General features: G+C 48.4%; 23 protein-coding genes. 8 read left to right on the top strand and 15 right to left on the bottom strand.

Annotated elements, in window-relative coordinates; all coding sequences use genetic code 11:
• Positions 1-266: 266 nt before the first annotated feature.
• The 4 genes from QUB12_RS10600 to QUB12_RS10585 form a co-directional block, all read right to left on the bottom strand.
• Entirely contained in the window at positions 267-3404 is a 3138-nt protein-coding gene (locus QUB12_RS10600; protein WP_333140493.1) for an efflux RND transporter permease subunit, read from the bottom strand.
• Positions 3405-3507: 103 nt separating this feature from the next.
• A complete protein-coding gene (locus QUB12_RS10595) occupies positions 3508-4170 on the bottom strand; it encodes a hypothetical protein (RefSeq protein WP_333140495.1) in 663 nt (220 codons plus the stop codon).
• A 437-nt stretch (positions 4171-4607) separates the two neighbouring features.
• Positions 4608-5576: an arsenosugar biosynthesis arsenite methyltransferase ArsM gene (gene arsM / locus QUB12_RS10590; RefSeq protein WP_333306668.1), complete on the bottom strand. Its 969-nt coding sequence runs from the start codon at positions 5574-5576 to the stop codon at positions 4608-4610.
• 278 nt (positions 5577-5854) lie between these two features.
• A complete protein-coding gene (locus QUB12_RS10585; protein WP_333306666.1) occupies positions 5855-7483 on the bottom strand; it encodes a hypothetical protein in 1629 nt (542 codons plus the stop codon).
• 754 nt (positions 7484-8237) lie between these two features.
• Here QUB12_RS10585 and psaA point away from each other — a divergent pair.
• The 5 genes from psaA to QUB12_RS37560 all read left to right on the top strand — a co-directional run bounded on the left by psaA (position 8238) and on the right by QUB12_RS37560 (position 15022).
• Positions 8238-10532, top strand: coding sequence for a photosystem I core protein PsaA (gene psaA / locus QUB12_RS10580; protein ID WP_333140502.1), 2295 nt, complete (start codon positions 8238-8240; stop codon positions 10530-10532).
• A gap of 110 nt (positions 10533-10642) precedes the next feature.
• Positions 10643-12871 (top strand): photosystem I core protein PsaB, encoded by a 2229-nt coding sequence (psaB, locus tag QUB12_RS10575; protein ID WP_333140504.1) that lies wholly within the window; start codon positions 10643-10645, stop codon positions 12869-12871.
• 145 nt (positions 12872-13016) lie between these two features.
• On the top strand, positions 13017-14048 hold the full coding sequence (locus tag QUB12_RS10570) for a DMT family transporter (RefSeq protein ID WP_333140506.1): 1032 nt from the start codon (positions 13017-13019) through the stop codon (positions 14046-14048).
• A gap of 191 nt (positions 14049-14239) precedes the next feature.
• Positions 14240-14779, top strand: coding sequence for a cold shock domain-containing protein (locus QUB12_RS10565; protein WP_333140508.1), 540 nt, complete (start codon positions 14240-14242; stop codon positions 14777-14779).
• Positions 14780-14890: 111 nt separating this feature from the next.
• The gene (locus QUB12_RS37560) at positions 14891-15022 is read left to right on the top strand and encodes a DUF6939 family protein (protein WP_445252016.1); all 132 of its coding nucleotides are present in this window, start codon (positions 14891-14893) and stop codon (positions 15020-15022) included.
• 32 nt (positions 15023-15054) lie between these two features.
• On the opposite strand, the gene QUB12_RS10560 is transcribed toward QUB12_RS37560, so the two are convergent.
• The 5 genes from QUB12_RS10560 to QUB12_RS10540 form a co-directional block, all read right to left on the bottom strand.
• On the bottom strand, positions 15055-15249 hold the full coding sequence (locus tag QUB12_RS10560; protein ID WP_333140510.1) for a hypothetical protein: 195 nt from the start codon (positions 15247-15249) through the stop codon (positions 15055-15057).
• 158 nt (positions 15250-15407) lie between these two features.
• Complete coding sequence (locus QUB12_RS10555) at positions 15408-15620, bottom strand: helix-turn-helix domain-containing protein (protein WP_242717445.1); 213 nt, start codon at positions 15618-15620, stop codon at positions 15408-15410.
• A 75-nt stretch (positions 15621-15695) separates the two neighbouring features.
• Positions 15696-15914, bottom strand: a complete 219-nt coding sequence (locus tag QUB12_RS10550; RefSeq protein ID WP_293135490.1) for a helix-turn-helix domain-containing protein — start codon at positions 15912-15914, stop codon at positions 15696-15698.
• Positions 15915-16132: 218 nt separating this feature from the next.
• Positions 16133-16345 carry a helix-turn-helix domain-containing protein gene (locus QUB12_RS10545; protein WP_006631308.1) on the bottom strand — a complete coding sequence of 71 codons (213 nt, stop codon included), beginning with the start codon at positions 16343-16345 and terminating at the stop codon, positions 16133-16135.
• Between the two features lie 87 nt (positions 16346-16432).
• Entirely contained in the window at positions 16433-16645 is a 213-nt protein-coding gene (locus QUB12_RS10540) for a helix-turn-helix domain-containing protein (protein ID WP_006631307.1), read from the bottom strand.
• A gap of 181 nt (positions 16646-16826) precedes the next feature.
• On the opposite strand from QUB12_RS10540, the gene QUB12_RS10535 reads away from it, so the two are divergent.
• The 3 genes from QUB12_RS10535 (at position 16827) to QUB12_RS10525 (ending at position 17832) form a co-directional block, all read left to right on the top strand.
• Positions 16827-17297 (top strand): hypothetical protein, encoded by a 471-nt coding sequence (locus tag QUB12_RS10535; protein WP_333306663.1) that lies wholly within the window; start codon positions 16827-16829, stop codon positions 17295-17297.
• A gap of 98 nt (positions 17298-17395) precedes the next feature.
• Positions 17396-17617 (top strand): type II toxin-antitoxin system HicA family toxin, encoded by a 222-nt coding sequence (locus QUB12_RS10530; RefSeq protein ID WP_333140516.1) that lies wholly within the window; start codon positions 17396-17398, stop codon positions 17615-17617.
• Positions 17614-17832 carry a type II toxin-antitoxin system HicB family antitoxin gene (locus QUB12_RS10525; protein WP_190739155.1) on the top strand — a complete coding sequence of 73 codons (219 nt, stop codon included), beginning with the start codon at positions 17614-17616 and terminating at the stop codon, positions 17830-17832. The genes QUB12_RS10530 and QUB12_RS10525 overlap by 4 nt, the downstream gene beginning before the upstream one ends.
• Here QUB12_RS10525 and QUB12_RS10520 read toward each other — a convergent pair.
• The 6 genes from QUB12_RS10520 to QUB12_RS10495 form a co-directional block, all read right to left on the bottom strand.
• On the bottom strand, positions 17829-18035 hold the full coding sequence (locus tag QUB12_RS10520) for a hypothetical protein (RefSeq protein WP_333140518.1): 207 nt from the start codon (positions 18033-18035) through the stop codon (positions 17829-17831). The genes QUB12_RS10525 and QUB12_RS10520 overlap by 4 nt on opposite strands.
• 282 nt (positions 18036-18317) lie before the next feature.
• Positions 18318-19640 carry a CO2 hydration protein gene (locus QUB12_RS10515; protein ID WP_333140520.1) on the bottom strand — a complete coding sequence of 441 codons (1323 nt, stop codon included), beginning with the start codon at positions 19638-19640 and terminating at the stop codon, positions 18318-18320.
• A 197-nt stretch (positions 19641-19837) separates the two neighbouring features.
• Positions 19838-21388 (bottom strand): NADH-quinone oxidoreductase subunit M, encoded by a 1551-nt coding sequence (locus QUB12_RS10510; protein WP_333306660.1) that lies wholly within the window; start codon positions 21386-21388, stop codon positions 19838-19840.
• A 314-nt stretch (positions 21389-21702) separates the two neighbouring features.
• On the bottom strand, positions 21703-22422 hold the full coding sequence (locus QUB12_RS10505; RefSeq protein ID WP_333140524.1) for a carbonic anhydrase: 720 nt from the start codon (positions 22420-22422) through the stop codon (positions 21703-21705).
• A gap of 103 nt (positions 22423-22525) precedes the next feature.
• On the bottom strand, positions 22526-24385 hold the full coding sequence (locus QUB12_RS10500; protein ID WP_333306658.1) for an NAD(P)H-quinone oxidoreductase subunit F: 1860 nt from the start codon (positions 24383-24385) through the stop codon (positions 22526-22528).
• Positions 24386-24718: 333 nt separating this feature from the next.
• Complete coding sequence (locus QUB12_RS10495; RefSeq protein WP_333306695.1) at positions 24719-25579, bottom strand: glycosyltransferase; 861 nt, start codon at positions 25577-25579, stop codon at positions 24719-24721.
• Between the last annotated feature and the right edge of the window lie 72 nt (positions 25580-25651).

Below are 25651 nucleotides of genomic sequence, written 5' to 3'. Positions count from 1 at the left end.
AATTCTCAAAATTTATCCAAAATTAGCTCTGGGTGCGTCGCTATCAAAGCTGCTAAATAATATCGATATAATTCATTGCATCGGAATGATTTAACCACAGAGGACACAGAGGACACAGAGAGAGAATAGCTGTAGGGTGCGTCGCTATCAAGCTCCTAAATAATATCGATAGTTTCACAGCGACGCACCGGTGCATACAGTCTTTTAGGAAAATCCTGCGAGCACCGTTGCCAATCTCTGTCCGTTTTTAACCCAGTGGTCAAGGTTTAGCCTACTTCTTTGGTTGGTGTCGGCTCAATGCCATAGTTTTTCAACTCGGTTGCTTTCATCACCCGTTTAGGCATTAGAAACTTGCCAAATCGAGCATACAATGCAGGTAGAACCAGTAGGGTGAGAGCAGTTGAGGTAAAGAGTCCGCCGAGGACGACGATCGCCAAAGGCTGCAACAATTCCTTACCAGCCCCACCGCTTAAGACCAGGGGAATCATCCCCAATGCCGAGGTGAGTGCTGTCATCAGAATCGCCAGCAACCGTTCCATCGAGCCTTCGACAATGACTTTGGGAAGCGGCATTCCTTGTGCCAGTTTGGTGTTGTAGTTGTCTACGAGCAGCAATCCATTGCGCGTCGCTACGCCAAACAGCGTCACAAAGCCTACCATTGACGGAACTGAGATAACGCCGCCCGTCAGCAGGACTGAGATAACACCGCCAACCAGGGCTAATGGTAAGTTGATCATAACCATCAGCATGGCAGGAACGGATTTCACCGTGAAGTACATCAATACGGCGATCGCTAGCACTGCTAATATTCCGAAAATTAGGAAGTTTTGAGCAGCCCGTTGTTCCGACTCATACTGTCCGCCGTACTGAATATAGTAGCCCTGGGGCAGTTGCACCGATTGCTTGACCTTGGCGCGAATGTCACCGACGACCGAAGCAACATCGCGTCCCTGTACGTTGGCTGACACTACAATTAAACGTGAGACATTTTCCCGGTTAATCGTGTTCGGACCATTGCCAAAGTCAACCTTTGCTACCTGCGAAAGCGGGATGATTTGACCTGTTGGGGTATTAACTTGGAGGTTGCGAATCGTGTTGAGATTGCGACGGGCAGATTCGTTGACCCAAACCAACACATCGACCAACTGTTGACCATCGGGCACTTGAGCAACCACGCGACCATTTAGGGCTGTTTCGGTGAAATCTGACAATTGGGCGATCGTCAATCCGTAGCGAGCGGCTGCATCTCGGTTAAATTGAATTTGTACTTGACGGATCGGTATTTGGGGCTCAAGCTGAAGGTCTACCAATCCCTTCACGTCTTTCATTGCGGCTTCGATTTGTTCTCCAATGCGGCGTAGTTCTTGCAGGTCATTGCCGAATACTTTGATCGCGATCGCACTCCTGACCCCCGACAACACTTCATCCATCCTGTGACTGATAAATCCACCGACATTGGTGGCAACTCCCGGAAACTGACCCAATGCCTCCCGCAAGGCTTCAATGGAGGCAGGACGGTTTTGCATCGCTGCTTCACTTAGTTCCACGTCTAAGTGTGCCAAGTTCACCGATGCCGCATCTGGATCACCCGGAGCACGCCCTGCCCGGAGTTGTACTGATTCAAACCGGGGGTCATCCTTAAGAGCATTTTGAATTGCTAAGCCAACGCGATTGGTTGCTTCGAGTGAGGAACCCGGATAAAGGGCGATCGCATTCATCAGCGATCGTTCCTGGAACGTTGGCAGAAAATCCCGTCCTAACGTCGGCACAATCAACATTGCCGCTACCATTGAGGCTGTGGCCAATCCTAAAATTAAGGTAGAGCGACGCATCGCCATTCGCAGCAACGGATCGTAAAGTTGTTTAGACCACCGGGCTAGGAAGGGTTCTGTCGTCTGCATCCGGCTGTGCGGTAACAGAATGGCACACAATGCAGGGGAGATTACTAGCGATTCCAGGCTGGAGATGACAACCACCACTAGGTAGGCAATGCCCATCGGGGTGAAGATCCGCCCCTCTACCCCAGAGAGTGTGAAAATCGGTGAAAAGACAATAATGCCAATTAACGTCGCCCCAATCAGCGACTCGCGCACTTCCTGAGAACCCTCAAAAATAATTTCCAGTGGTGGCTGGGGATTGGGCGAGAGGCGATTTTCCCGTAAGCGGCGGTAGGTATTTTCGCAGTAGACGATCGCATCATCCACGGCTGTTCCGATCGCCACTACCAATCCGCCGAGGGTCATGGTGTTGAGTTCCAAACCGATCCAGGAACACACCAACAGTGAAAACAGTAGCGTCAGAAAGAAATCAAACAAACAGACAGAGAGAGTGCGCCAGTTCATCAGAAAGGGAATCAGAATGGCTGCGACAATCAAACTGCCTTCGATCAAGGCCGATCGCACATTACCAACTGAGGCATCAATGTAGGCATCTTGCCGGAAAGTGACGTTTGCCTTCACATCCTTGGGTAAGCCCGGTTTAATTTCCTCCATCGCCTCGATGATGGCTTGCGTGACGGTAGGACTATCCACCAAAGGTTGCTTGTTGACCATCACGACCACAGCCCGTTTAGTATTCCAACTGGCATCGCCTCGCTGGAGTGCAGCCCCAATCTTCACCTCTGCCACATCCCGCAGTAGAATGGGTTTTCCCTCCTGCACCTTGACCACAGCTTTTTGCAAATCTGCGATCGTCTGGATTTGTCCCTCTCCCCGAATGACCAATTCGCGATCGGGGTCAATCAACAATCCACCGGCGGTTTTGGCATTTGCCTCGTTTGCCGCCTTGACGACTTCCTGTAGCGAAACCTTCAACGCTTTGAGTTTTTCAGGATTCGCAATGACCTGAAACTGCTGCACGTCTCCGCCGTAAACCAGCACTTGCGATACGCCTGGAACTGCCAACAACCGATTGTTGACTTTGCCATCCACCAAACGTCGCACTTCCATGATCGATGTAGTGTCAGACGTGAACGCATATTGAATCACCGTTCCGATGGGGGGAGCTAGGGGCGATATCTGCGGGGTACCAACCCCTTCCGGTAGTCGGTCTTGCGCGTCCTGCAATCGCTCTGCCACGAGTTGACGAGCTTGATACGGGTCAGTACCCCACTTAAACACTACCCGCAATACAGAAATTCCTACGGCTGAGGAGGTACGAACGACTTCAACTCCTGGTGTTCCGTTGACCGCACTTTCTAGCGGTAACGTCACCAACGATTCCACCGCTTCCGGGGCTAGACCGGGGGCTTCTGTCTGTACTTCTACTTGAGGGGGCGCAAAGTTGGGCAACACGTCGAGGGGCATTCGACTTACAGTATACAGGCTCCAGATGGTCAGGGCGATCGCCCCGATCACCACTAACCATCGTTGAGCAATAGACCATTTGGGGATGACGTTTAACATAAAAATGAAATTTGGATAGCATTAGGCAAGCTTTTAGGAGACGGAGTAAAGATTTTTACTCCGTCGCGATCGACTGTTACCAAAAATCTTGGTTTTTGAATGTCTACCGATCCTTGCCTTTTAACCCAAAGAGGGCGAATCCACCCACCAGTAAAACTCCTGCGCCTGCTACCCACATCAAAGGTGACGATCCTTGAGCAGGCTGCGTTTCTGCTGGCGATGTAGCGGCCGATGCTTGCGTTTCTGCTGGCGATGTAGCGGGTGATGCTTGCGTTTCTACTTGCGATGTAGCGGGTGATGGCGGGGTTTGGGCCTGCGGTTTACCTCGCAATGCCTCCGAGTACAAAAACGTTGCCCCCTGCATCACAATCTGATTTCCCGGAACTAAATTGCCTTCTTTAATTTCCACCACATCTCCAGAGTCGCTACCAATCTGAACTGAGATTGGTTTGTAGGTTGTTCCTTCCTGGATGTAGACGAGCTTTTGCCCATTGGCATCAACTAAGCTGGTGCTGGGAACTTTAACAATACCTCCATCGGTTGTAGGGGCAATTGCCTCTGTCTTAATTCCCAATGCGGTTGCTTTACTGGCATCGACCTCGATCGGCTGCATAATCTTCGCCGCATCGCCACCTGCAAACTCGTTGTCATGCCCAACGTGCGCCAGCACCGGGGCAGAAGCCGTGCACAACACTAATCCCAAAACAAAACTAGACCCGTAACGGACGATCGATAATGAACTTGAATTTAAAGATTTCGATAGCATGGAAATTTCCTCCTCACATTTAGCGAACGGGGGTGATGAAGACAGCCACTCCTCTCAAGAGCAATCTATTCCTTACTTCAGAGTTGTGAACCTTCTCCCGCTAGGATGTCAGGCGGAAATAAAAATTTGATGAAAATTTGAGGCGAAGTCTAAAATTAGAGACCTCTATACCATTGCTCAGGGAGCATCTCATATTTGTAAAAACACTTATAATGGCTCCTTCCTTCTTCCTCCTTCCTTCTTCCTCCTTCTTCTTTCCTCCTGACTCCTGACTCCTGACTCCTGGCTCCAATTTCTAGCGGAGGGCTGCATAAGTGAGATGCTCCCATTGCTCACTAACATGAGGTGCAAAGAGGGCATAGGAAGCGCCCACACCTCACTTCTTTGAGAAATGCTCTATTCCCAAAATATTACAGCCACATTATTCCGAAATAAATCTAACAGCAACCGCCGCCGTTATAATGCCAAGTCGAATCCGTAATCAACACCTTATCCGGCATTAATCCCCCCAACTTTCCAGCAGTTTTATCGCAGACAGCCGCCGGAACTCCCCGCTGCAAAACGTGACCAGAACCGTCATCAAACAGATCTTCAGACCCCGTATAAATCGCCGTTTTGCCAGTGAAAATGCAAGCTCCATCATCCGGTACATCCACTTTGAAAGACACCGAATCCAGGCTTTCTAACAGCAAATCTGCATCCAATTGATAATTGTGTTTGTCGAGCAATCGGTAAGGCCTTCTCGCTCGCACTTCGACTTGCCCAAAACCAACGTCTACAAGGTGTTGAACGTATTCTGCGTATGTCAAAGCGCCGGACAAACACAAGGCCCGCAAGCGTTGGTCTTCCTTCAAATGCTGGGGAATGGGGCGAGTTGCGATCGGATCGCTCATCAACAACCTGCCACCCGGTTTTAACACCCGATAAGTCTCTTTTAATGCTTTAGCTAAATCCGCTGGTTCAAAGATATTAAACAAGCAGTTTTGGGCGACAACATCTACAGAAGCATCCGGCACCGGCAAGGCAAAAGCATCGCCTTCACAAATTTCTACAAAACTCGGATCGAACCAATCATTTTCGTGGGCAGCAATTTGCAAGTTTCGTGCAGCCGCCTCTCGCATTGCTGGAACCGGATCGACGGCAATAACCGCTCCTTTGTGTCTAGAAAAATATGCAAATTGTAGTGCTTCTAAGCCGCCGCCGACGCCTACATAAAGCACGAAGGGATTGCCGACAAGTTCGGCGGCGTGAACGGTTGTGCCGCAGCCGTAATTCATTTCTTGCATTTGTTGGGGAATTTTTAATCCTGGCAATTGCAAGGGACTGCTTTGGACGCAGCAAAGTCCGATTTGGGGTGTTTCGGCAACATCGCTGTAGAATTTGGCGGCTGTTTCGAGGTAGGTCATTTTTTAGTGTCCTAATTTTTGATTTTTGACCGCAGATGGAGCACGGGCGAGACGCCCATGCCACTAAGCCCAGAAAGATTTTGTTAGGTGGCAAATTCGACTGGAGCACGGGCGGGACGCCCATGCCACGAAGCCCAGAAAGATTTTGTTAGGTGGCAAATTCTACTGGAGCACGGGCGGGACGCCCATGCCACGAATCCCAGGAAGATTTTGTTAGGTGGCAAATTCGACTGGAACACGGGCGAGACGCCCATGCCACGAAGCCCAGGAAGATTTTGTTACGTGGCAAATTCGACTTTTTGTTCGGATTTTGGCTGATTTTCTGGTTCGGAAACTGTTGTTTTGGGAGGGGCTAATTCGCTGGTTGGCTGGCTAGGAGTTTCAGCGGCAACTGGTGGCGTTGGCGGTACAAGATTGGGAGATTGTTCTGGTATCGCGGGAGCGACTACTTGTGGTACTGGAGCTTTTCCTGTTATTTCTGGCAGGGTTGGTGGCTGTGAAGGATTAGCAGGTTGGGGTTCTTGATGCAAGAAGTTGCGGAACCGATTGTAGTATCCTTTATATTCCTGTTTTTTTGTTTGGGGAGATGCTGTTGGGGTCGGTTCTATTATTTTAACTGGTGCAACAACTTTCGGGGTTTCTAACTGTGGAGTTGCTGTCGGTGTCGGTTCTATTACTTGAACTGGTGCAACAACTTTCGGCGCTTCGAGTTGGGGGGTTGCTGTCGGTGTCGGTTGTATTACTTGAATTGGTTCTACAATTTTCGGCGCTTCGAGTTGGGGGGTTGCTGTCGGTGTCGGTTCTATTACTTGTATGGGAGCAATTTCGGGAGCGACTGTTGGCTGTAAGCTTGGTTGGGTAACAGGGGTTTCTGGAACCGCTGGTGAGGGTTGGACAACTGGTGTTTTTTCTAATGCAGGTGTCGGTGTCGGTTCGGGGGTTGGGGTTGGTGTGGGTGCGGGGGCTTGGTAGGTGCGATCGACTATACTGCGACTTTCTGCTGCTGTTAGTTCGCCCCGCACTATTTTAGAAAGAGGATCTTGACCGAGCGGTTGGAAATTGATCAGTCTGACTGTATTATTAAAGGCGTTTTTGACGATATTTCCCCGCTCGTCAATTAATTCTAGCTGTACCCAGTTTTTCCCTGGTTTGAATCCTTTAAGATATATAGGTTGCCACTGGTCGATCGCAAAGCTTTCGCCGTTGACTGTGGCTCGAATTTTCCAATCGAGTATTTCATCTTGGGAATTTTCTTGCGCCACTTCGTGCGGGGGGGCATTTGTCAAGTAAAAGTCGAGCAGGATGGGTTCTGCCCCGTAACTGCCTTGGGGGCTGTTGTACGTTAATAGGGGCAATGTTCGATCGGGATTATTATTGTCTGTTTTGGTAAAAATGTGAAAGGTGGTTTGAGCTGCGGCACCTTCGTTTTTAAAGCTTTCTTCCCAAGGGCGGGCGGCGAACACCTGCAGGGTATGGGTTCCGGGCTCTAAGTCGGAGAGCGTTAAAGGTTGGTTGATGTCGTAAACTGCTGCATAAGGTTGGTTGTCTAATAAAACTTGCAGATGGGGGCCCAAACCCAAGTTTGCATCTTTGAAAATGGGCAAGTCCTTCACTTGGAACTGAACAGATACATTTATATCCTGAAGCACTTGGTCAGGTTTTGGATTCAAAATACTAATTTGAGGCTGGTAGATTTCTAGAGCCTGACGCAGTTGTTGAATGGCTTCTGGGGGAGAAACCTCTGAGATTCTGTTTACTGGGGCGGTAGCTGATCCGCTCTTGTTCCCTGATTTGGGCAATTCGGGATGGCCCGCGCCACAACTTGCTAAACCCAAAATTAATACTGCTACTGCGAACAATGCTACCAGCCTGCCCGCAACCGTTCTGTGCCAATTGATCCCAATCACGCAACCATACTCCTAGAAGCCTTCTCATAGGGAACTATAGCCCAAAAATGAATTTAGTATGGGGGAATTGCCGGCTTGGGAATTCCAAAGCCGCCTAGGAACCAGGATTGAGGCAGCAGCGGGCAACCCATCCTCTCCGACTCTTAATTGCCGCAGCCTTTTTGCCAAACATATAGCGGTTCTCAAGCGTGGTGAGGTATGGGGGTGAGTCCTAGGCCTATGCCCTAAGCCCTATGCCCACGGAGGCCGCCAGAGCACCTCATGTTACTGAGAAAGGCTATATATCTACAAATGAGTATTCCTAAATTACCTTATCTTTGAGTTTTGTAAAGTTAATGGCAGTACCCCTTGACTTTTTTGAGGGACTGTGGGATTTAAAGGCGTTATTACATCAAGAATTGAGCCTTTTTTAAGTATTGTTAACAAGCGATTAATACTTCTCTAGCAAGCTTATAATTCATAAAACTCCCTCAAAAGGAGCAGGCGTATCAAGTCTGAATCAAGGACGCGATCGGCGGCTCCAGATAGCGAGAAGAGTTGGCAGTACCCAGGCACATTGTTAGCGACACTGGGAAACTGGCTTCTTCACAGAAGCAAAATGCTTGGGGAGACGATGCACCTGCGTCTAGCTCTGCAAAGAGTAAAGTGCCGTGTAGTGTCGGCTTTTTCGAGAATCCCCCGCCTAATCAAGCGTGGGGAGTGTCCGGTACAGTGTTCAGTTCTCGTTCCTTGTCTTACCGAGAGGAGAGTCTTCATGACCATTAGTCCTCCAGAGCGAGAGGTAAAAGCTAGGGTAGTAGTCGATAAGAATCCGGTTCCAACTTCTTTCGAGAAGTGGTCAAAACCCGGTCATTTTGATCGCACTCTAGCTAAGGGGCCAAAAACCACCACTTGGATTTGGAACCTCCACGCTAACGCTCACGACTTTGACAGTCATACAAGTGACTTAGAAGACGTTTCGCGCAAAATCTTTAGCGCTCACTTCGGCCACTTGGCAGTAATCTTCGTATGGTTGAGCGGCGCATATTTCCACGGCGCTAAATTTTCCAATTACGAAGCTTGGCTGACAAATCCTACAGCCATCAAGCCCAGCGCTCAAGTGGTCTGGCCGATTTTTGGTCAAGAAATTTTAAATGCAGATGTAGGCGGCGGCTTTCACGGGATTCAGATCACCTCTGGTCTATTCCAACTGTGGCGCGCCAACGGCATCACTAACTCATACCAGCTATATTGCACTGCGATCGGCGCCCTGGTAATGGCAGCTTTGATGCTGTTTGCCGGTTGGTTCCACTATCACGTCCGCGCTCCGAAACTGGAATGGTTCCAGAACGTGGAATCGATGATGAACCACCACTTGGCAGTTTTGTTAGGCTGCGGGTGCTTGGGCTTCGCAGGACAACAAATTCACGTGGCTCTGCCGATCAATGCTTGCATGGACGCGATCGATGCAGGTGCACCGCTGACAGTCGGCGGTAAGCTGATCAAAACAGTTGCCGACATCCCCCTGCCGCACGAGTGGATTTTGACACCGGGCTTGATGGCTGACATCTACCCGAGTTTCGCTAAAGGTTTAACCCCCTTCTTCACCCTCAACTGGGGCGCATACACAGACTTCCTGACCTTCAAAGGCGGTCTGAACCCCACCACAGGCGGTTTGTGGCTGACTGATACAGCACACCACCACTTGGCTTTGGCAGTGCTGTTCATCGTGGCTGGTCATATGTACCGCACGAACTGGGGCATCGGCCACAGCATGAAAGAAATCCTAGAGAACCACAAAGGCCCCTTCACTGGTGAAGGTCACAAAGGTCTCTACGAAATCCTGACTACTTCTTGGCACGCGCAACTGGCGATTAACTTGGCACTGATGGGCTCTCTGAGCATCATCGTCGCCCACCACATGTACGCGATGCCTCCGTATCCGTACATCGCGACCGACTACCCGACTCAGCTATCCCTGTTCACCCACCACATGTGGATTGGCGGATTCCTGATTGTTGGAGCAGCCGCTCACGGAGCAATCTTCATGGTTCGGGATTACGATCCCGCTGGAAATGTCAACAACTTGTTGGATCGCGTGATCCGTCATAGAGATGCGATCATTTCCCACCTGAACTGGGTTTGTATATTCTTGGGCTTCCACAGCTTCGGTTTGTACGTTCACAACGACACGATGCGCGCTTTCGGTCGTCCTCAAGATTTGTTCTCGGATACCGGGATTCAGTTGCGTCCGATATTTGCCCAGTGGGTGCAAAACATCCACGCTTTGGCTCCGGGCACAACAGCGCCTAATGCTACGGAAATCGTCAGCCACGCTTTTGGCGGCGGTGCAGTAGTAGTCGCCGGCAAAGTAGCGATGATGCCGATCGAGTTGGGTACGGCGGATTTCATGATCCACCACATCCACGCTTTCACCATTCACGTTACAGTCCTGATTCTCTTGAAGGGCGTGTTGTTTGCACGCAGTTCTCGCTTGGTTCCTGACAAAGGCAACTTGGGCTTCCGGTTCCCTTGCGACGGCCCAGGCCGTGGCGGCACCTGCCAAGTTTCTGGTTGGGATCACGTGTTCCTAGGCTTGTTCTGGATGTACAACTGCATCTCGATCGTGATTTTCCACTTTAGCTGGAAAATGCAGTCGGACGTGTGGGGAACAGTATCGTCAGACGGCACAATTTCTCACATTACCGGCGGCAACTTCGCACAAAGTTCGATCACGATTAACGGCTGGCTGCGGGACTTCCTGTGGGCGCAAGCTTCTCAGGTGATTCAGTCCTACGGTTCGGCACTGTCGGCCTACGGTCTGATGTTCCTAGCTGGACACTTCGTCTTCGCCTTCAGCTTGATGTTCCTGTTCAGCGGCCGCGGCTACTGGCAAGAACTGATTGAGTCGATTGTTTGGGCTCACAACAAGCTCAAGGTAGCTCCGTCGATTCAGCCTCGCGCTCTGAGCATTATTCAGGGTCGGGCTGTGGGTGTAGCTCACTACCTCCTAGGAGGAATTGTCACTACGTGGGCATTTTTCCTAGCGCGAATCATTTCGGTAGGGTAAACTACCCCTAGGTTTTGGATTCTCGATTTGGGAGGAATCTCAAATCGAGAATCCAAACTCCGAACCGAATCCCTTCAATTTTGTTCAGGATTCAGGATTAATCAAGGCTTATGGCAACGAAATTTCCAAAATTTAGCCAAGACCTTGCCCAAGACCCGACCACACGGCGGATCTGGTACGGGATTGCCACAGCACACGACTTTGAAAGCCACGATGGCATGACCGAAGAAAATCTTTACCAAAAGATTTTTGCTTCTCACTTCGGCCACGTAGCAATCATTTTCTTGTGGACATCGGGCAGCCTGTTCCACGTAGCATGGCAAGGTAACTTTGAACAGTGGATTAAAGACCCTCTAAACGTCCGCCCGATCGCTCACGCGATTTGGGACCCGCAATTCGGCGCTCCTGCAGTAGAAGCTTTCACTCAAGGGGGCGCTTCTAACCCGGTGGATATCTCTTACTCCGGTGTCTACCATTGGTGGTTCACCCAAGGGATTCGGACAAACGCCGACCTGTATCAAGGAGCTATCTTCTTGCTACTACTGGCGGCTGTATTCCTGTTCGCAGGTTGGTTGCACCTCCAGCCCAAGTACCGCCCCAGCTTGTCTTGGTTCAAAAATGCTGAATCTCGCCTCAACCACCACTTGGCTGGTTTGTTCGGTGTCAGCTCTTTGGCTTGGACTGGTCACATGGTTCACGTTGCTATCCCCGAATCTCGCGGACAGCACGTAGGTTGGGACAACTTCCTGTCTACCCCGCCTCACCCGGCCGGTTTGGCTCCGTTCTTCAGTGGTAACTGGGGCGTATACGCCGAGAATCCAGATGCAGCGAACCATGTCTTCGGTACTTCCGAAGGCGCGGGAACCGCAATTCTGACTTTCTTGGGTGGCTTCCACCCTCAAACAGAATCCCTGTGGCTGACAGACATCGCTCACCACCACTTGGCGATCGCAGTTCTGTTTATCGTTGCCGGTCATATGTACCGGACTAACTTCGGTATCGGTCACAGCATCAAAGAGATGTTGGATTCTAAGGCTGGTTTGGTCGGCGGCAAGAGTGAAGGACAGTTCAACTTGCCTCACCAAGGCTTGTATGAAACCTACAACAACTCCCTGCACTTCCAACTGGCATTTCACCTCGCTGCTTTGGGCGTAATTACCTCCCTGGTAGCACAGCATATGTACGCGATGCCTCCCTACGCTTTCATAGGTAAGGACTTCACGACTCAGGCTGCGCTTTACACCCACCACCAGTACATTGCTGGATTCATCATGGTCGGCGCTTTCGCCCACGGAGCTATCTTCTTGGTGCGGGACTACGATCCTGAAGCAAACAAAGGCAACGTGCTCGATCGCGTGTTGCAGCACAAAGAAGCGATTATCTCTCACTTGAGCTGGGTGTCGCTGTTCTTGGGCTTCCACACTCTCGGCTTGTACGTTCACAATGACGTTGTAGTCGCTTTCGGAACTCCTGAAAAGCAAATCTTGATTGAACCAGTGTTCGCACAGTTCATCCAAGCTGCTCACGGAAAAGCTCTCTACGGCATGGACGTGCTGTTGTCTAACCCTGACAGCATTGCTTCTACCGCTTGGCCCAACTACGGCAACGTATGGCTCCCAGGCTGGTTGGACGGGATTAACAGCGGTACTAATTCTCTGTTCTTGGCGATCGGACCTGGCGATTTCTTGGTTCACCACGCGATCGCACTAGGCTTGCACACCACCACCTTGATCTTGGTCAAGGGCGCTCTGGATGCACGCGGTTCTAAGCTGATGCCGGACAAAAAAGACTTCGGTTATGCTTTCCCTTGCGACGGCCCCGGCCGTGGCGGTACTTGCGACATCTCTGCTTGGGACGCCATGTACCTGTCTGTATTCTGGATGTTGAATACCCTAGCTTGGGTAACGTTCTACTGGCACTGGAAGCACCTGGGCATCTGGCAAGGTAATGTGGCTCAGTTCAATGAGTCTTCTACCTACCTGATGGGCTGGTTCCGCGATTACCTCTGGCTGTATTCTTCTCAGTTGATCAACGGTTACAACCCGTATGGTACTAACAACTTGTCAGTCTGGGCTTGGATGTTCTTATTCGGACACCTTGTTTGGGCAACTGGTTTCATGTTCCTGATCTCTTGGAGAGGTTACTGGCAAGAGTTGATCGAGACTTTGGTTTGGGCTCACGAGCGCACTCCTTTGGCTAACTTGGTTCGCTGGAAAGACAAGCCTGTTGCTTTGTCGATCGTCCAAGGTCGTTTGGTTGGCTTAGTTCACTTTACTGTGGGCAACGTCCTCACTTACGCGGCCTTTGTAATTGCCTCGACAGCCGGGAAATTCGGGTAACTCTGAACTCTGGTTTTGTAGGTAATTAAATCAAATCCCCTGCCTTCTGGCGGGGGATTTTTTTGTATATTTCTGTAAGGAATTACCGCATAGGAAACAGTGGTATAAAGAAGAGAACGCATCATATATTCATGTTCCTATTATCGTGTCTCAATTATTCAACCGCATCCCTGGACGAACCTATTTATTACTAGCAATCCTCATTTTTGCTGCCTCTAACTCTGTCATTCGCAAACTGACCGATTTAGGAGCGCAGAACCTGATCGACGGCAGAAATTTGATTTCACTTTGTAATGTTTTATTTGTAGGGAATCTCTGCGCGTTAGCAGTTTTATTCCTGGTTTATCGCCAGCAATGTACGGTGCAAAATTTCCGCTCGATTCCCAGTAAAACATGGTGGGGGTTGATCGCAATTTCTTTGCTATCTGGGGCATTGGCTCCAGCCTTAACTTTTATGGCGTTGGATTTAACCGCTGTCAATAATGTGGTACTGATTGGACGCATCGAGCCGCCTCTGATTTTAGCGCTGTCCATTCTAATTTTGGGCGATCGCGTCAATCTTTGGGTGATTGCCGGGGCGATGGTTTCGTTTGTCGGTGTTGCACTGACTATTGTATTGCAAGCACCGACTACCGATATGATGGGCATGGGCGGATTGACGATCGGCAGAGGCGAATTGATGGCAGCATCCGGGGCGATCGCGTTAGCCATTTCGACGATTATTAGTAAAGTCACGCTCAAACAAATTCCGTTAGGATTGTTCTCTATTATCCGAACAACACTGGGAACAGTTGTTTTCTTTATTGTCGTTTTAATCTTATATACTCCCACCCACTTTATCGATGTTTTTGCGCCCTTCCTCTGGCAGTGGATGCTCGTCTATGGTGCGATTATTGTTGTTGGCGGACAACTGTGCTGGTTTACCGGACTAAAAACGACGGGCGCTGCAGATGTATCCCTCGCCAGTTCGTTTAGTCCGATCGCGGGGATTTTAACCGCCTATTTGATTTTATCGGAAACGCCCACAACAGCTCAATACATCGGCGGCAGCATCATTTTAATCGGGATCGTTCTCAATCAAATTGGTGTTTTTCGCAACCAAACCCAATCCGCGCCTCAACCTCCTGTAAGTCCGGCAAAAGAGATGGATCTGGAAGTGGGATTCAAAGGGATTTAATGCTTGATACCCAGCCTCAGTTAAAGGGCGATCGAGTCAAAACTTAAAACGGATTGGAACATACTACAGATTCTTAGTTACAATAAGTAACCCTAGAAGTTGATATTCGTAACAGTCCGATTAATGTTCATTGGCGAGAGAATGTGAAGCGGTTGGCTGAGTCTGTTAAGCACGAATAAAAGTTCAATTTTATGAAACCTGTTCTGAATAAAGGGCAACTGACAACATGGAAAAACGATCGGGGGTTTGGCTTCATTAAACCGGATGATGGCAGTAAAGAAGTTTTCTTGCATATCAGTGCGCTGAAGGAAGCAAGTCGTCGCCCAAAAGTCGGAGATACGATTTTGTACGAGCAAGTTGCTGAAACAGACGGGAAAGTACGTGCAACTAGAGCATCAATTCAAGGTGTTGCACCTCGAAATGAACCAACAAAGCAGAAACCACAGAAACGCGGTGTACTCAAAACAGTTTTTGGTATTGGGATTCTGGCTGTCATTGTGGTTCTTACAATGGAGTTTAGTCCTAGTCGTTCACCTTCTCCAATTACATCGATCGCAAAACCAGGATGTACTATCAAAGGCAACATCTCGATCGATAGAGGCAATAAGGTTTATCACCTTCCAGGCATGGAAGATTACGAATCAACAGTTATCGATCCAGCTAGCGGTGAGAGATGGTTTTGCACAGAGTCAGAGGCTAAAGCCAATGGTTGGCGTAAAGCACCGAGGTAGCCCCAGCATCCCAACAACCGCGCTGCACCGCAACGAATTGCTCAAGGAAGAAGCAAGAAGTTGATATCGCCGTTTTTGCTATGGTGGATTTACTTGAGCCCCCAATTAACGATGCAACTCTACGTCGAAAGCAAAAGAAAGAAAATTGACGTGATACGCAGCCAATATTCTCAAGCCCCGATTGTTGATATTACATCGAAAGCTGATCGACCTTGGATAAAGTTGAGTCCATTTTTGCCGTAAAGATTACACTGTTGACCTGGTTTCCCTCAGCTTCAAATCTCCCCATTCATCTGCATTTGATGCACCTTGTCCGCCAACTCTTGGCGGCTTTCCTTATCGAGTGCATCAATTGCCAGCATTCCCAAATACACTACTTCTTTCTGAGTTAGTCTGGTCGCTAGCGCTTGTTTTTGAATGACTTCCTTGATCGCGGAACTGACCGCGATCGCAGTATTAGTTTTAGCCACGAAGAATAATCAACTATTAATAACAACTTTCCTTGATGTTACCATCCTCAGTCCGATTAAGTACAATAATGTTTGACTAAGTACAGTTAATCATGCTATAGTGTAAAAAATACAAAAAAGCGATCGCCCCCGGTCTAGACAACTTAAGGGCGATCGACCTATTCCTCCAAAACCTCAACCAAATCCTCAATCATCACATCAAAAGTCCGAGCTAACTTCCGCAGCAAAGTAAAGTCAACCGTTGTCAGCCCTGGACAACGAGCATAATGCTTGACAGTGTTGTACATTACCCCAGAACGTTCTGAAACTTCCTTGAATGTCCAACCTTTCTCAGCAGCTAGTTCTCTGACTTTAATTCTTACTAAACCCATGCTTGAGAGTGGATGCAATTCTTAGGTTGGCTCACCATGATATCAGAAAATCCGTCAATATCGTGGCCGATCGACCTATTCCTCCAAAATCTCCACCAAATCCTCAATCATTACGTCAAACGTGCGAGCCAACCTGTGCAAGTAGGCAAAATTAACGGTTGTCATGCCTTGACATTGGGCGTAGTTTCTGATGGTGCTGTAACCAACGCCCGATCGATCGGAAACTTCCTTAAGTGTCCAGCCGTTCTGGGCAGCAAACTCCCGAATCCGCAACCTCACTAAGCCTTTGCTCATACTGACTTGACAAATGACAATCTGCTGTCGTTTAATATTAGATATCTTAAAAAGCGATCGCCTCTGGTCTGGACAACTAAGGGCGATCGCCTATTAAACCTAATGTGGACAGATAATCTCTGTCCTGCACATCTACAACAAAAAGATGTACACACCTACAATCAAGAGATGAGTCTATTATGATATCAGAAAATCCGGCAAAATCGCGGACGATCGACCTATTCCTCAATAATCTCCACCAAGTCCTCAATCATCACATCAAATGCCCGCGCTAACTTGTACAGGGCGGTAAAGTCAACCATTGATATTTCTGAACGACGAGCATAGCTGGTTATGGTGCTATAGATCACGCCCGATCGCTCAGCCACCTCCTTGAATGTCCAGCCCCTCTCGGCCGCTAGCTCTCGCACTTTAACTCTGACTAAACCCATGCTTGACAAATAATGCAGTTGCGTTTTAAGATAATTGCATCTAAAAAAGCGATCGCCTCTGGTCTGGACAACTAAAGGGCGATCGACCTATTCCTCCAAAACCTCAACCAAATCCTCAATCATCACATCAAAAGTCCGAGCTAACTTCCGCAGGCAAGTAAAGTCAACCATTGCCATTTCAGGACGACGAGCATAGCTTCTGACTGTGCTATAAATTACCCCGGAACGATCGGATACTTCCTTAAGCGTCCAGCCCTTCTCCGCCGCTAGTTCCCGAATTTTTAGCCTGACTAAACCCATGCTTGACAGTTGATGCAATTGCGTCGTACAATTTTATATGTAAAGAGCGATCGCCCCCCGGCCTGGAAAACTAAAGGGCGATCGTCTGTAAAACCTCATCTGGACAGATTATTTCTTTCTATCAAAAAGTGCATTTGCCATATCCAGAAGTCTACTAACCATATCCAGAGGTGTACTAGCCATGATATCAGAAACTCCGGCAAAATCGCGAACGATCGCAGAATCTAGAATAATTCATAAATCTCCTATCCTGCATCCGCTGGCGAGATTCGTTACAGAAGAAACAGTCGCACTGCTGTTCAATATCTCAGCAGACGAGATTTACCGGATCGAATGCTGTCGCTACATGGTGTACGTGCACGCCAAAGGCATCAGCCGCTTTGTCAGCTACGCCGATTTTCCCCCGATTTTAGCAGTAAAGCCGATCGCACCTCAAGATTTTGGCAGATGGTACAAACGCTGGAAAAGCAAGCAAGCACCAGCATTTTGGACTAAATTCTACACGTACAATTTCAAAAAAGCTGTTTCCGTTGACAGCTTGCTGGAGTGGGGCCAATTGGTAGCTACTGTTAAATCGGTCATTTCTGGGGCCGCGCTGCAACAGCTACGAGATGTCTATGCCCAAGAAAAAGATTTGATGGAGAAATTTTAAAGTGCGATCGCCCCGGCAACCAACTGCCAGAATGGGCCAAGGAAAAATTAAAATAAATGGCTAAGTGAGAAAATGGAGGTAGAAAATGGACAATCACCATGCCTAGAAAAATTCGCGAGTTAAAAGCTCAGATTAGCCGTGAGGGCTTTATTTATTTGCCAAAACGCGGAAAAGGCAGCCATGAGAGATGGCAGCATCCTTTGATTGGGAAGACATTAACAATTCCAGGCAAAGACGGAGATGATGTGCCACGCTATTTAGAGAAGCAGTTGGCAATATTGTTAGCCGAACTCGACGAGTTAAAGGAGGAAGATTCATGAATCGATACAGTATGATCGTCCAATGGTCTGACGAGGATCAACTTTTCCTCGTGACGATTCCAGAGTTTGCCGAGCGCGTTGTCATGCCCTGTACCCACGGCAAAACCCGCGAAGAAGCCATCCGACATGGCGAAGAAGTGCTCGAAATGTATCTAGAAGCTTGGCAGGAAGAAGGTGAACCCATCCCCGCACCTAGCATTCTTCAAATCGCCTAGAAAACCTCATCCTCGATTCCCAGCCACCATTCCCCCAGATTCATTAAATCTTTGTGAATGTCTGTAAGTTCTGTCATATACTCTTCAGCAGAAATCTCTGATCGCCTTTCTTGTAATTTTTTCAGTCGCAGTTGCACCAACAGCCAAGGTTTGGAAATCCCATCGGTTGCTTCGATATATTTTGCTAGCTCTTTGCTGTCCATAGTTATTGGTTATTTGTTATTGGTTATATCGTTTCCGGTTGTATCGGAATGATTAAACCGCAGAGAACGCAGAGAACGCAGAGAAATCAGAGGAGAAGAGAGAGATATGAATAATTACGATGCCAACTGGCTTAATATTATAGGAGTTTTGAAACGGCTTTAAAAGCTCTGATTTTTCCCAGTCGGTTTCAACCGACTTGAGCTTTGAGCCTGGGGTTTCAACCCCAGGCGGACTAACGGACTGGCGGACTTTTCAGCTAAGATGCCTCCCAAAAACATCTTTTACCTATAATCCGAAGTCTGAATACTCTTCAACTTCGCAGCATATTTCATGCCGTATTCCGGGCGACAGAAGCGATCGATCTGAGACTCAAAGAAAGCCCGATTTGCCTTCAAATGCTTTGGATTCGGATCATCTAAAGGATACAAAAGAGCAGTCCGCAAAGCTTGAATCACCGCCGAAGTTACGCAATACATCGATCGCTGAAATGTCACCCCAATTTGATTGAGGATATCATCTTCGCCGCGACAGCGCTGTTTGTAGAAATCCTTCAAATAAGGCGGCAGGAAATGCAGCATATCTTGTGCTAGCAAAGTCGGCGGAATCCCCGCCGTACCTACGGGGAATTTGTCTGCATAAAGCACTCCGTAGTGGAAGTCTTTTTGGTCGTCAGGAACTTCTCTAGCTTGAGCGTTGTAAGATTTGGTGCCTCGGAATGGCGAAGTGCGATAAAATACAGCTTCCACGTAAGGTAACGCTGCTTCGTAAAGCCAAGTGAAACCTTTAGATTTGGGGATAATTTCGTACTTCTCGCCGTCGATGTAAACGTGGTGGTAAATCGGGCGTCCGGCGATGGCAAATATGCCATTTACTAAGAAATCCATCGCCTGCGGGACTGTGGTAACTTTCCCTTCGTCGTAAAGATCCGAAACTTCAAAAAACACCGGTGCCATTACTTCCCAGAATAAACCGAGATTGCTGTAATAAGACATTTGGCGGCACTGTTCTAAAAACATTTCTGGAAATGCTTTGTGCAGTGCCAGCATGAACGGGTCTTTTTTGAAGTAAGCTTTAATTGCCCGATCGGCATTAGCCTTATATTCGTCACTGTCCAAATAAGGATCGAATTGATTGGTCGGCACGTACAAGCCCCGGTGCCACAGCATCGCCCTCATGCACTCTTCCGCAAATTCCATGTTAATGCGATCGTGCCACAAATGGTGAAACAGCCGCGGGAGTTTGCCAGTTTCTCCCTTTTCCATGAACTCCAAAAGTTCCGGGTGGGCGCTTCCAGTCCCCCGCCACACCCGCAAATCTGCACCGTCGCCCGAATAGTGATTTTGCAAGTCTAAATACTCCTGGGGCAAGAAGTATTTAAAGAAGGGAAGCGGGTGTAAAAATACCCGTTCGGCGATGTAAAGCAAATCCCGCCAGTAAAAGTCCATCGGCACCGCGTAAGCTTTCCAGATAGCGATGATTTGCATCAGATTTTCCGGCGTATCTGGAATCATCGCGCCGCCAGCTTCTAGCCTGTGAATTATTTCGGCAAATTCGTGTTTGGAAGGAGGTAGTTTAGTTGCTGGTTTATTAGGAGTTTGTACCATTGTTTCTTCCTTTGGTTGAGTGAAATTGAATATTTATCTACTTCCAGCCTCTGCCTATTGGTGAGAACTTAACGTAAAACCGATAGTCCCTAAGTCCGGCAGGGAATGAATTCCCTGCCTCACAGCTAAAGTCCTCTTAAGAGGACTAGAAAACTCATTAGTCCTCTTAAGAGGACTTTCGCTATTAGACAGGGAATTCATTCCCTGGCGGACTTCGTTTGTGTAGATGCGATTTCAATCGCTGACTTTTCCCCAGGATAGCTAATAGCAACTTGGGTATTTCTGTCAGCCGGCAGAGTGGCTACGATCGCATTTGTAGTAGATTCGCTCCACTTGAGCAGCCAAGCAGGTTGAATTCCCAACACAAAAATGATGCCCGCCAAAACCAGCGCCGGCATATTTTCAGCAAACGTAACTGGAGGGTAGTAAGCCGTGGCATTGTCCAACTTCCCAAAACAGGTGCGGTTGAGCAGAATCACAAAGTAAACTGCTGTTAAACCCGAAGCTAAAATGCAGAGTAAAGTGGGAATTGGAAAGATCGCGAAACTGCCTTGAAACACTAAAAATTCGGCAACAAAACCCACCAAGCCGGGAATTCCGGCGCTTGCCATGCCGCCCAAAACTAACAGGGAACTGGCAGTGGGTAAACCCCGCATCGGGTTCATCAAACCATTGAGCACGTCCAAATCCCGCGTGCCAACTTTGGTTTCGATGATGCCTACCAAATAAAATAGCAAAGCTAAAATTAAGCCGTGGCTTACCATTTGCCCGACTGCACCGATTAATGCCAGCTTCGTACCCGCGGCGCAGGCAACCAGGATGTAGCCCATATGCCCGATCGAACTATAGGCTACCATGCGTTTGATGTCTTTTTGGGCGATCGCGCTCAAAGCCCCGTACATCACGCTCACAGTTCCGATAATCGCTAAACCGGGAGCTATAATCGACCAAGTTTCGGGAAACATCTGCAAGCCAAACCGCACTAAACCGTAAGTTCCCAACTTCGCCAGAATCCCTCCCAGCAAAATTGCTGTTGCTGGCGAAGCTTCCACGTAAGCATCCGGTAGCCAAGTATGCAGCGGCACCAAAGGAATTTTAATTCCCAACCCAATTAGCAAAAGTGTGAGCAGGATTAACTGCAGATTTCTCGGCAATTCTTGAGTGGTAATCGCACTGTAATCGAAATTTAAAGAACCGCTCAGCCAAGCCACACCCAAAAATGCTGCTAGCACTAAAAGTCCCGAAACTGCCGTGTAGATCAAAAACTTCATGGCAGCGTATTCCCGCTGCTTTCCGCCCCAAATCGCAATCAATAGATAAAAAGGAATTAATTCTACTTCATAAAACAGTACAAACAGCAGCAAATTTTGAGACATCAAAGCTCCGGCAACACCCGCATTGATTAGCAAAATCAAAGCGTAGTAAAGCTGGGGGCGCTCCATCTTTTCGCCAGTGCCGTAAATGACTAATAGCGTCAGCAATGCACTTAAAACCAGCAGCGGCAAAGACAAGCCGTCAATGCCCAAATTGTAGCTCAAACCTAATTGCGGAATCCAAGGCAAATATTCTTGAAATTGCAGTCCCGCATGGGCGGGATCGAATTGAGTCAGCAGCCAGATATTCAACAGGAAAACAACAGCAGCAAAAGCTGAGGCAATGGAACGCAACCGCATCCCGTTGATGTTTCCGGGCAGAAACCCGACTACCGCAGCGCCCAACGCGGGCAACCAGAGCAAGGCACTAAGCATAATGTGTGAAGAGTGAAGAGTAATATCAATTCCGCTTGCACCGGAATGATTGTTGACGGTTGACGGTTGACGGTTGACAGTTAACTCGAATTTACTATTCCGATGCTAACTTATAGCCTTTCTCAGTAACATGAGGTACACGCTTGATAAGCGGCCTCCGTGGCCTCCGTGGCCTCCGTGGCCTCCGTGGGCATACCTCACTTTATTGAGAACTGCTGTATTTGATATTAACTATCAATTTGGCACGCTTTTATGGTTGATAATTTGAGAATTTAGAGCTCACTTTTTTCCCAAATTATAACTTTAAAATTGCATCAAGACTCAACCAGAATATTGACTGCACCCGTGTCTAAATCGTAATATCCACCCACAACTTTCAGTTTATTCTCCTCAATTAACTTAGAGATAACAGGAGATGCTTTCAACCTCTTAGCTTGCAGCACAACATTGGCTTTGCAGGCATTTTCTAGATGATCGCCTGCTTGGCCTTTCGAGCTTTCTACAGCCGGCTTAATGGCGTCGAGCAAACTGCCAATTTGACCCGGAACTTGAGCTCCTTTGATGGTTGCCTCTACCGCACCGCAACGTTTATGCCCGATTACCATCAGCACTTTTGCTCCCAATACCAGCGTGCCAAATTCCAGGCTGCCAATTTCTTCGGGAGTAGCAACATTTCCGGCCACGCGACACACAAATAAATCTCCCAATCCCTGATCGAAAATAATCTCCGAAGGAAAGCGGGAATCTGCACAGCCGAGAACAGCAGCAAAGGGTTTTTGAGATTTGGCAACTTCGACGAGGCGGGGTAAGTCTTGGTTGGGACTTTGGCGTTTTCTGTTAACAAAGCGCTTGTTCCCGTCCATTAACTTTTGCAGAGCTGCATCGGGAGTCGAGTCATTTTGAGCAATTGCTGGTTCGGGTGCAGCCAAATCAGCGCCTGCTCCTGCTGCAAGTATCCCTGTACCAATGGCTCCTGCGACAAATTTGAGGGAATTGCGTCGGGAAAGATTGAATTGTCTGTTGTTTGAGGTCATTTATGTGCCTTATTTGAACGAGTTGGAAATCTTTGTGCAAGACTTCATGTTTTTAAGATTTTAGATTAAAAGTGTCACCTAAAATCTTAAAATTTATATCTTTTTACCCGCCTACTATCAGCGACAGGCGAGCTAGCAGCGGCCAGCTTATCAGCAGTCCCAAAAGCGCAACTCCGAACAGAATTGTTAGGGCGTAAAACTGAGTTTGACCGTTAACGTTGTATTTGAGGCTTTGCCCGCCGAAAACCGTTGCAAAACCGATTAAATTTACGAAACCGTCAACAATATTGCGATCGATCCAAGAGATAACTTGAGCAACTAGACCGACTGCAAATATCACTGTTACTCGGTAAAGTTTGGCAGTGTAAAAGTCGTAAGCAAAAAAGTCTTGCAAAGCTTGAGAACCAATTCGCACCGGTTTTTCCCATTTTTCGTTCAGGTAAACAAATGCTCCGGCACCGATGCCTATCGCCGTTGACAAAACTAGCAGTCCACTTGCGGTATAATTCAAACTTGCCCCCGGCAATAAATGCCACGCAGCCAGCAAGTGCGGAACGTGCAAAGTAAAGCCCATTAAAACAGTCATCGGCAAGATAAAAGGCCAGTGAACTTCCGGCGAACGTTCGGTCATTTGCTTTGGTTTGCCGCCAAAAACTAAACCGAAGACGCGCATCAACCCAAAAGCAGTGACGCCGTTTACAAACAGCACTATTCCTAACAGCAAAGGATGAGTTTGCCAAAGCCCGGATGTGAAGTCTTCTAAAGCCCAGAAGCAGCCGAAGGGCGGCAGTCCCACCAATCCAGCGCTACCGACAATAAACGATATGGCCGATATCGGCCGCTTTGCCCACAAACCGCCGAGAGAGCGGACATCCTGAGTGATGCTGTTCCAAACTACCGAACCGATGCTCATCACCAGCAAACCCATTGCCAAGCTGTAGGCAAATATTAATGTCAGGGCTGTCTGGGCTTGTCCGGTGCCGACGGCGATAAATACTAAGCCCATGTAAGAGCTGACTATATAGGAAAGCGTGCGCTTGATGTCAATTTGGGCGATCGCAATTAATGAAGCACCAACCGCCGTCGCAGCGCCTACAATAATAGTTGTCTTCAGTCCGCTCGGCGACAAAGCAATCACCGGCTGCAACTTAATCAATATCCAAGCACCAGTTTCGACAACTACGGTGTTCCGCAAAATCGTCGCCGGCAGCGGGCCTTCCATCGCCTCATCCAGCCACAGGTGCAAGGGAAACTGAGCGCACTTACCCATCGGCCCGGCAATCAAAGCCAAGCTCAACAGCGTCGCTACAGTAGGGTCAAGCTTTGCAGTCTGAGCCCAAACAGCCAACTCGTCAAAATTCCAAGTTCCAGCCAGTGGCAGAATTGCGACTACTCCCATCAGCAGGAATAAATCTCCCACCCGCTTTGTTAAGAAAGCGTCGCGGGCTCCTGTCACCACCAAAGACTGATTGAACCACAGCCCGACTAGCAGGTAAGTACCCAAAGTCAGAACTTCCAAAATCATGTAGCTGAAGAACAGGGAATTGCACAGTACCAAGCCGCACATCCCTGCTTCAAACAGCCCCATCAGGGAAAACAATCTCGCCCAGCCCCAGTCCATTTCCATGTAACCGAAAGCATAAATCTGCGCCAGCAAGTTCAGTCCGGTAATCAAAACTGTCGCGCCGACGGTGACAGTAGAGATTTCTACGGGAATGGTTAAGTCTAAACCTGCTACATTCAGCCAGGGAATTAACTGGTGTTGTGCCGGTTGGTTCCAGATAGCTGTCAGGGCTATGACGCCGTGTAAGAAAGCGAACAAGGTTAAGATGGCGTTCACGTAACCGGATGGTCTTGGCCCCGTGCGACGGGTAATTGCCGGAAACCACAGCATCGACAGAACTCCGCCGATGAGTGGATAGCAAGGTATAAACCAAACGGTCTGGAGTAAGATTTGAGCCATTGGCATTACTTGTAAAGGTTACAAAAATTTAAAATTATGAGAATAATTCCCAACGCGCTGACGACAGCAGTGAAAAGCCCGAAGGCAGAAGTAAAGAAAATTTTGGGGTTTGCCTCTGAGTTTCTTCTCCTCGTCAAACCGAGCGCTTCAGAATAGACTTATTAATTTTATATTAAGTATTGCGTTAAATTTTCATATTTCGGATTCAGCTTATTTATCTGTACTGATAAACTATACTTATATGTATATAAGGGCGGATTGTGTACAAACGAATATTTGTCGATCGCAAGTGCGATCGCACAATAATTTATTGCTCTAAAATATTAAAACCGATTAAAACCGCTCAATCTGCCAAGCTGATTCTGGAAGTTTGGCTTGGCGCTGTCCCATCGACCTTGCCCTAACATTCACTAGACCGATCGGCGTATTAAACAAATCTACCATATCGGCTTGGGCCATCGCACTTTTGGCCGCTGCCACCGGAAATTCCTTTAACAGCCACCTAGCCAGCCGGTAAAAATATTCCCCTGTGGTGAATTCTCGCATCAAATCGACACCGTAGAGTTCGTGCAAATATTTATTAGATTCGCCGTACCGATACCATTGACTTTGCAACTGTTTTATTGTAGAACGGTGGCGGTGTCGGACGATCGCATTTTCGGCAAAATACATTTTATAGGATGTTTCCCGCAAAATCCGCCAGCATAAGTCCGCATCGCCGCCACTGCTGAGGTAAGGGCGAAATAATCCTATTTGTTGTAAAACTAGCCTCCGTACAGCTAAGTTGGCTGTTTGGCCGTAAGCACAAAAAGGGTGAGCGAGTGTATGTTTTTGAGATAAAGTATTTTGGCGATCGGCGTGTTGTTCTAAAATAGTTTTACCGGGCAATGCGAGTATTTCCCCAGCGCTAATTCCTACTTCTAAGTCAACAAATGGCTTAACTAAATTTTCCAGCCAGTCAGATTCCGGGCGACAGTCTGCATCGGTAAATGCAATGATTTCGCCTGTGGATGCGCGAATTCCTTTATTGCGGGCGGCGTAGGAACTTTGAATCTGATTTTCGGTGAGGTGGCGAATGGTTATGTGATTGAAATTGCTTCCTCCCGTTACCAAGGGGGGGAGTGAGGGCAGGGCGGTTTCATTTTCTTGTAGTGGCAAACCCTCGTGAAGAGCCCCGATGCCTGAAATGCCCATGAAATCATCTGTGGGTGGGGGCGGGCACGGGGGCACCGCCCCTACAAACCCTTCCGTAGGGGCGGTGCCCCC

Origin of the sequence: Microcoleus sp. B7-D4, from assembly GCF_036705125.1 — a bacterium.
Lineage (GTDB): Bacteria > Cyanobacteriota > Cyanobacteriia > Cyanobacteriales > Microcoleaceae > Microcoleus.
Note: the sequence above shows the minus strand (reverse complement) of the source record. Positions and strands in the feature narration are given on the sequence as shown.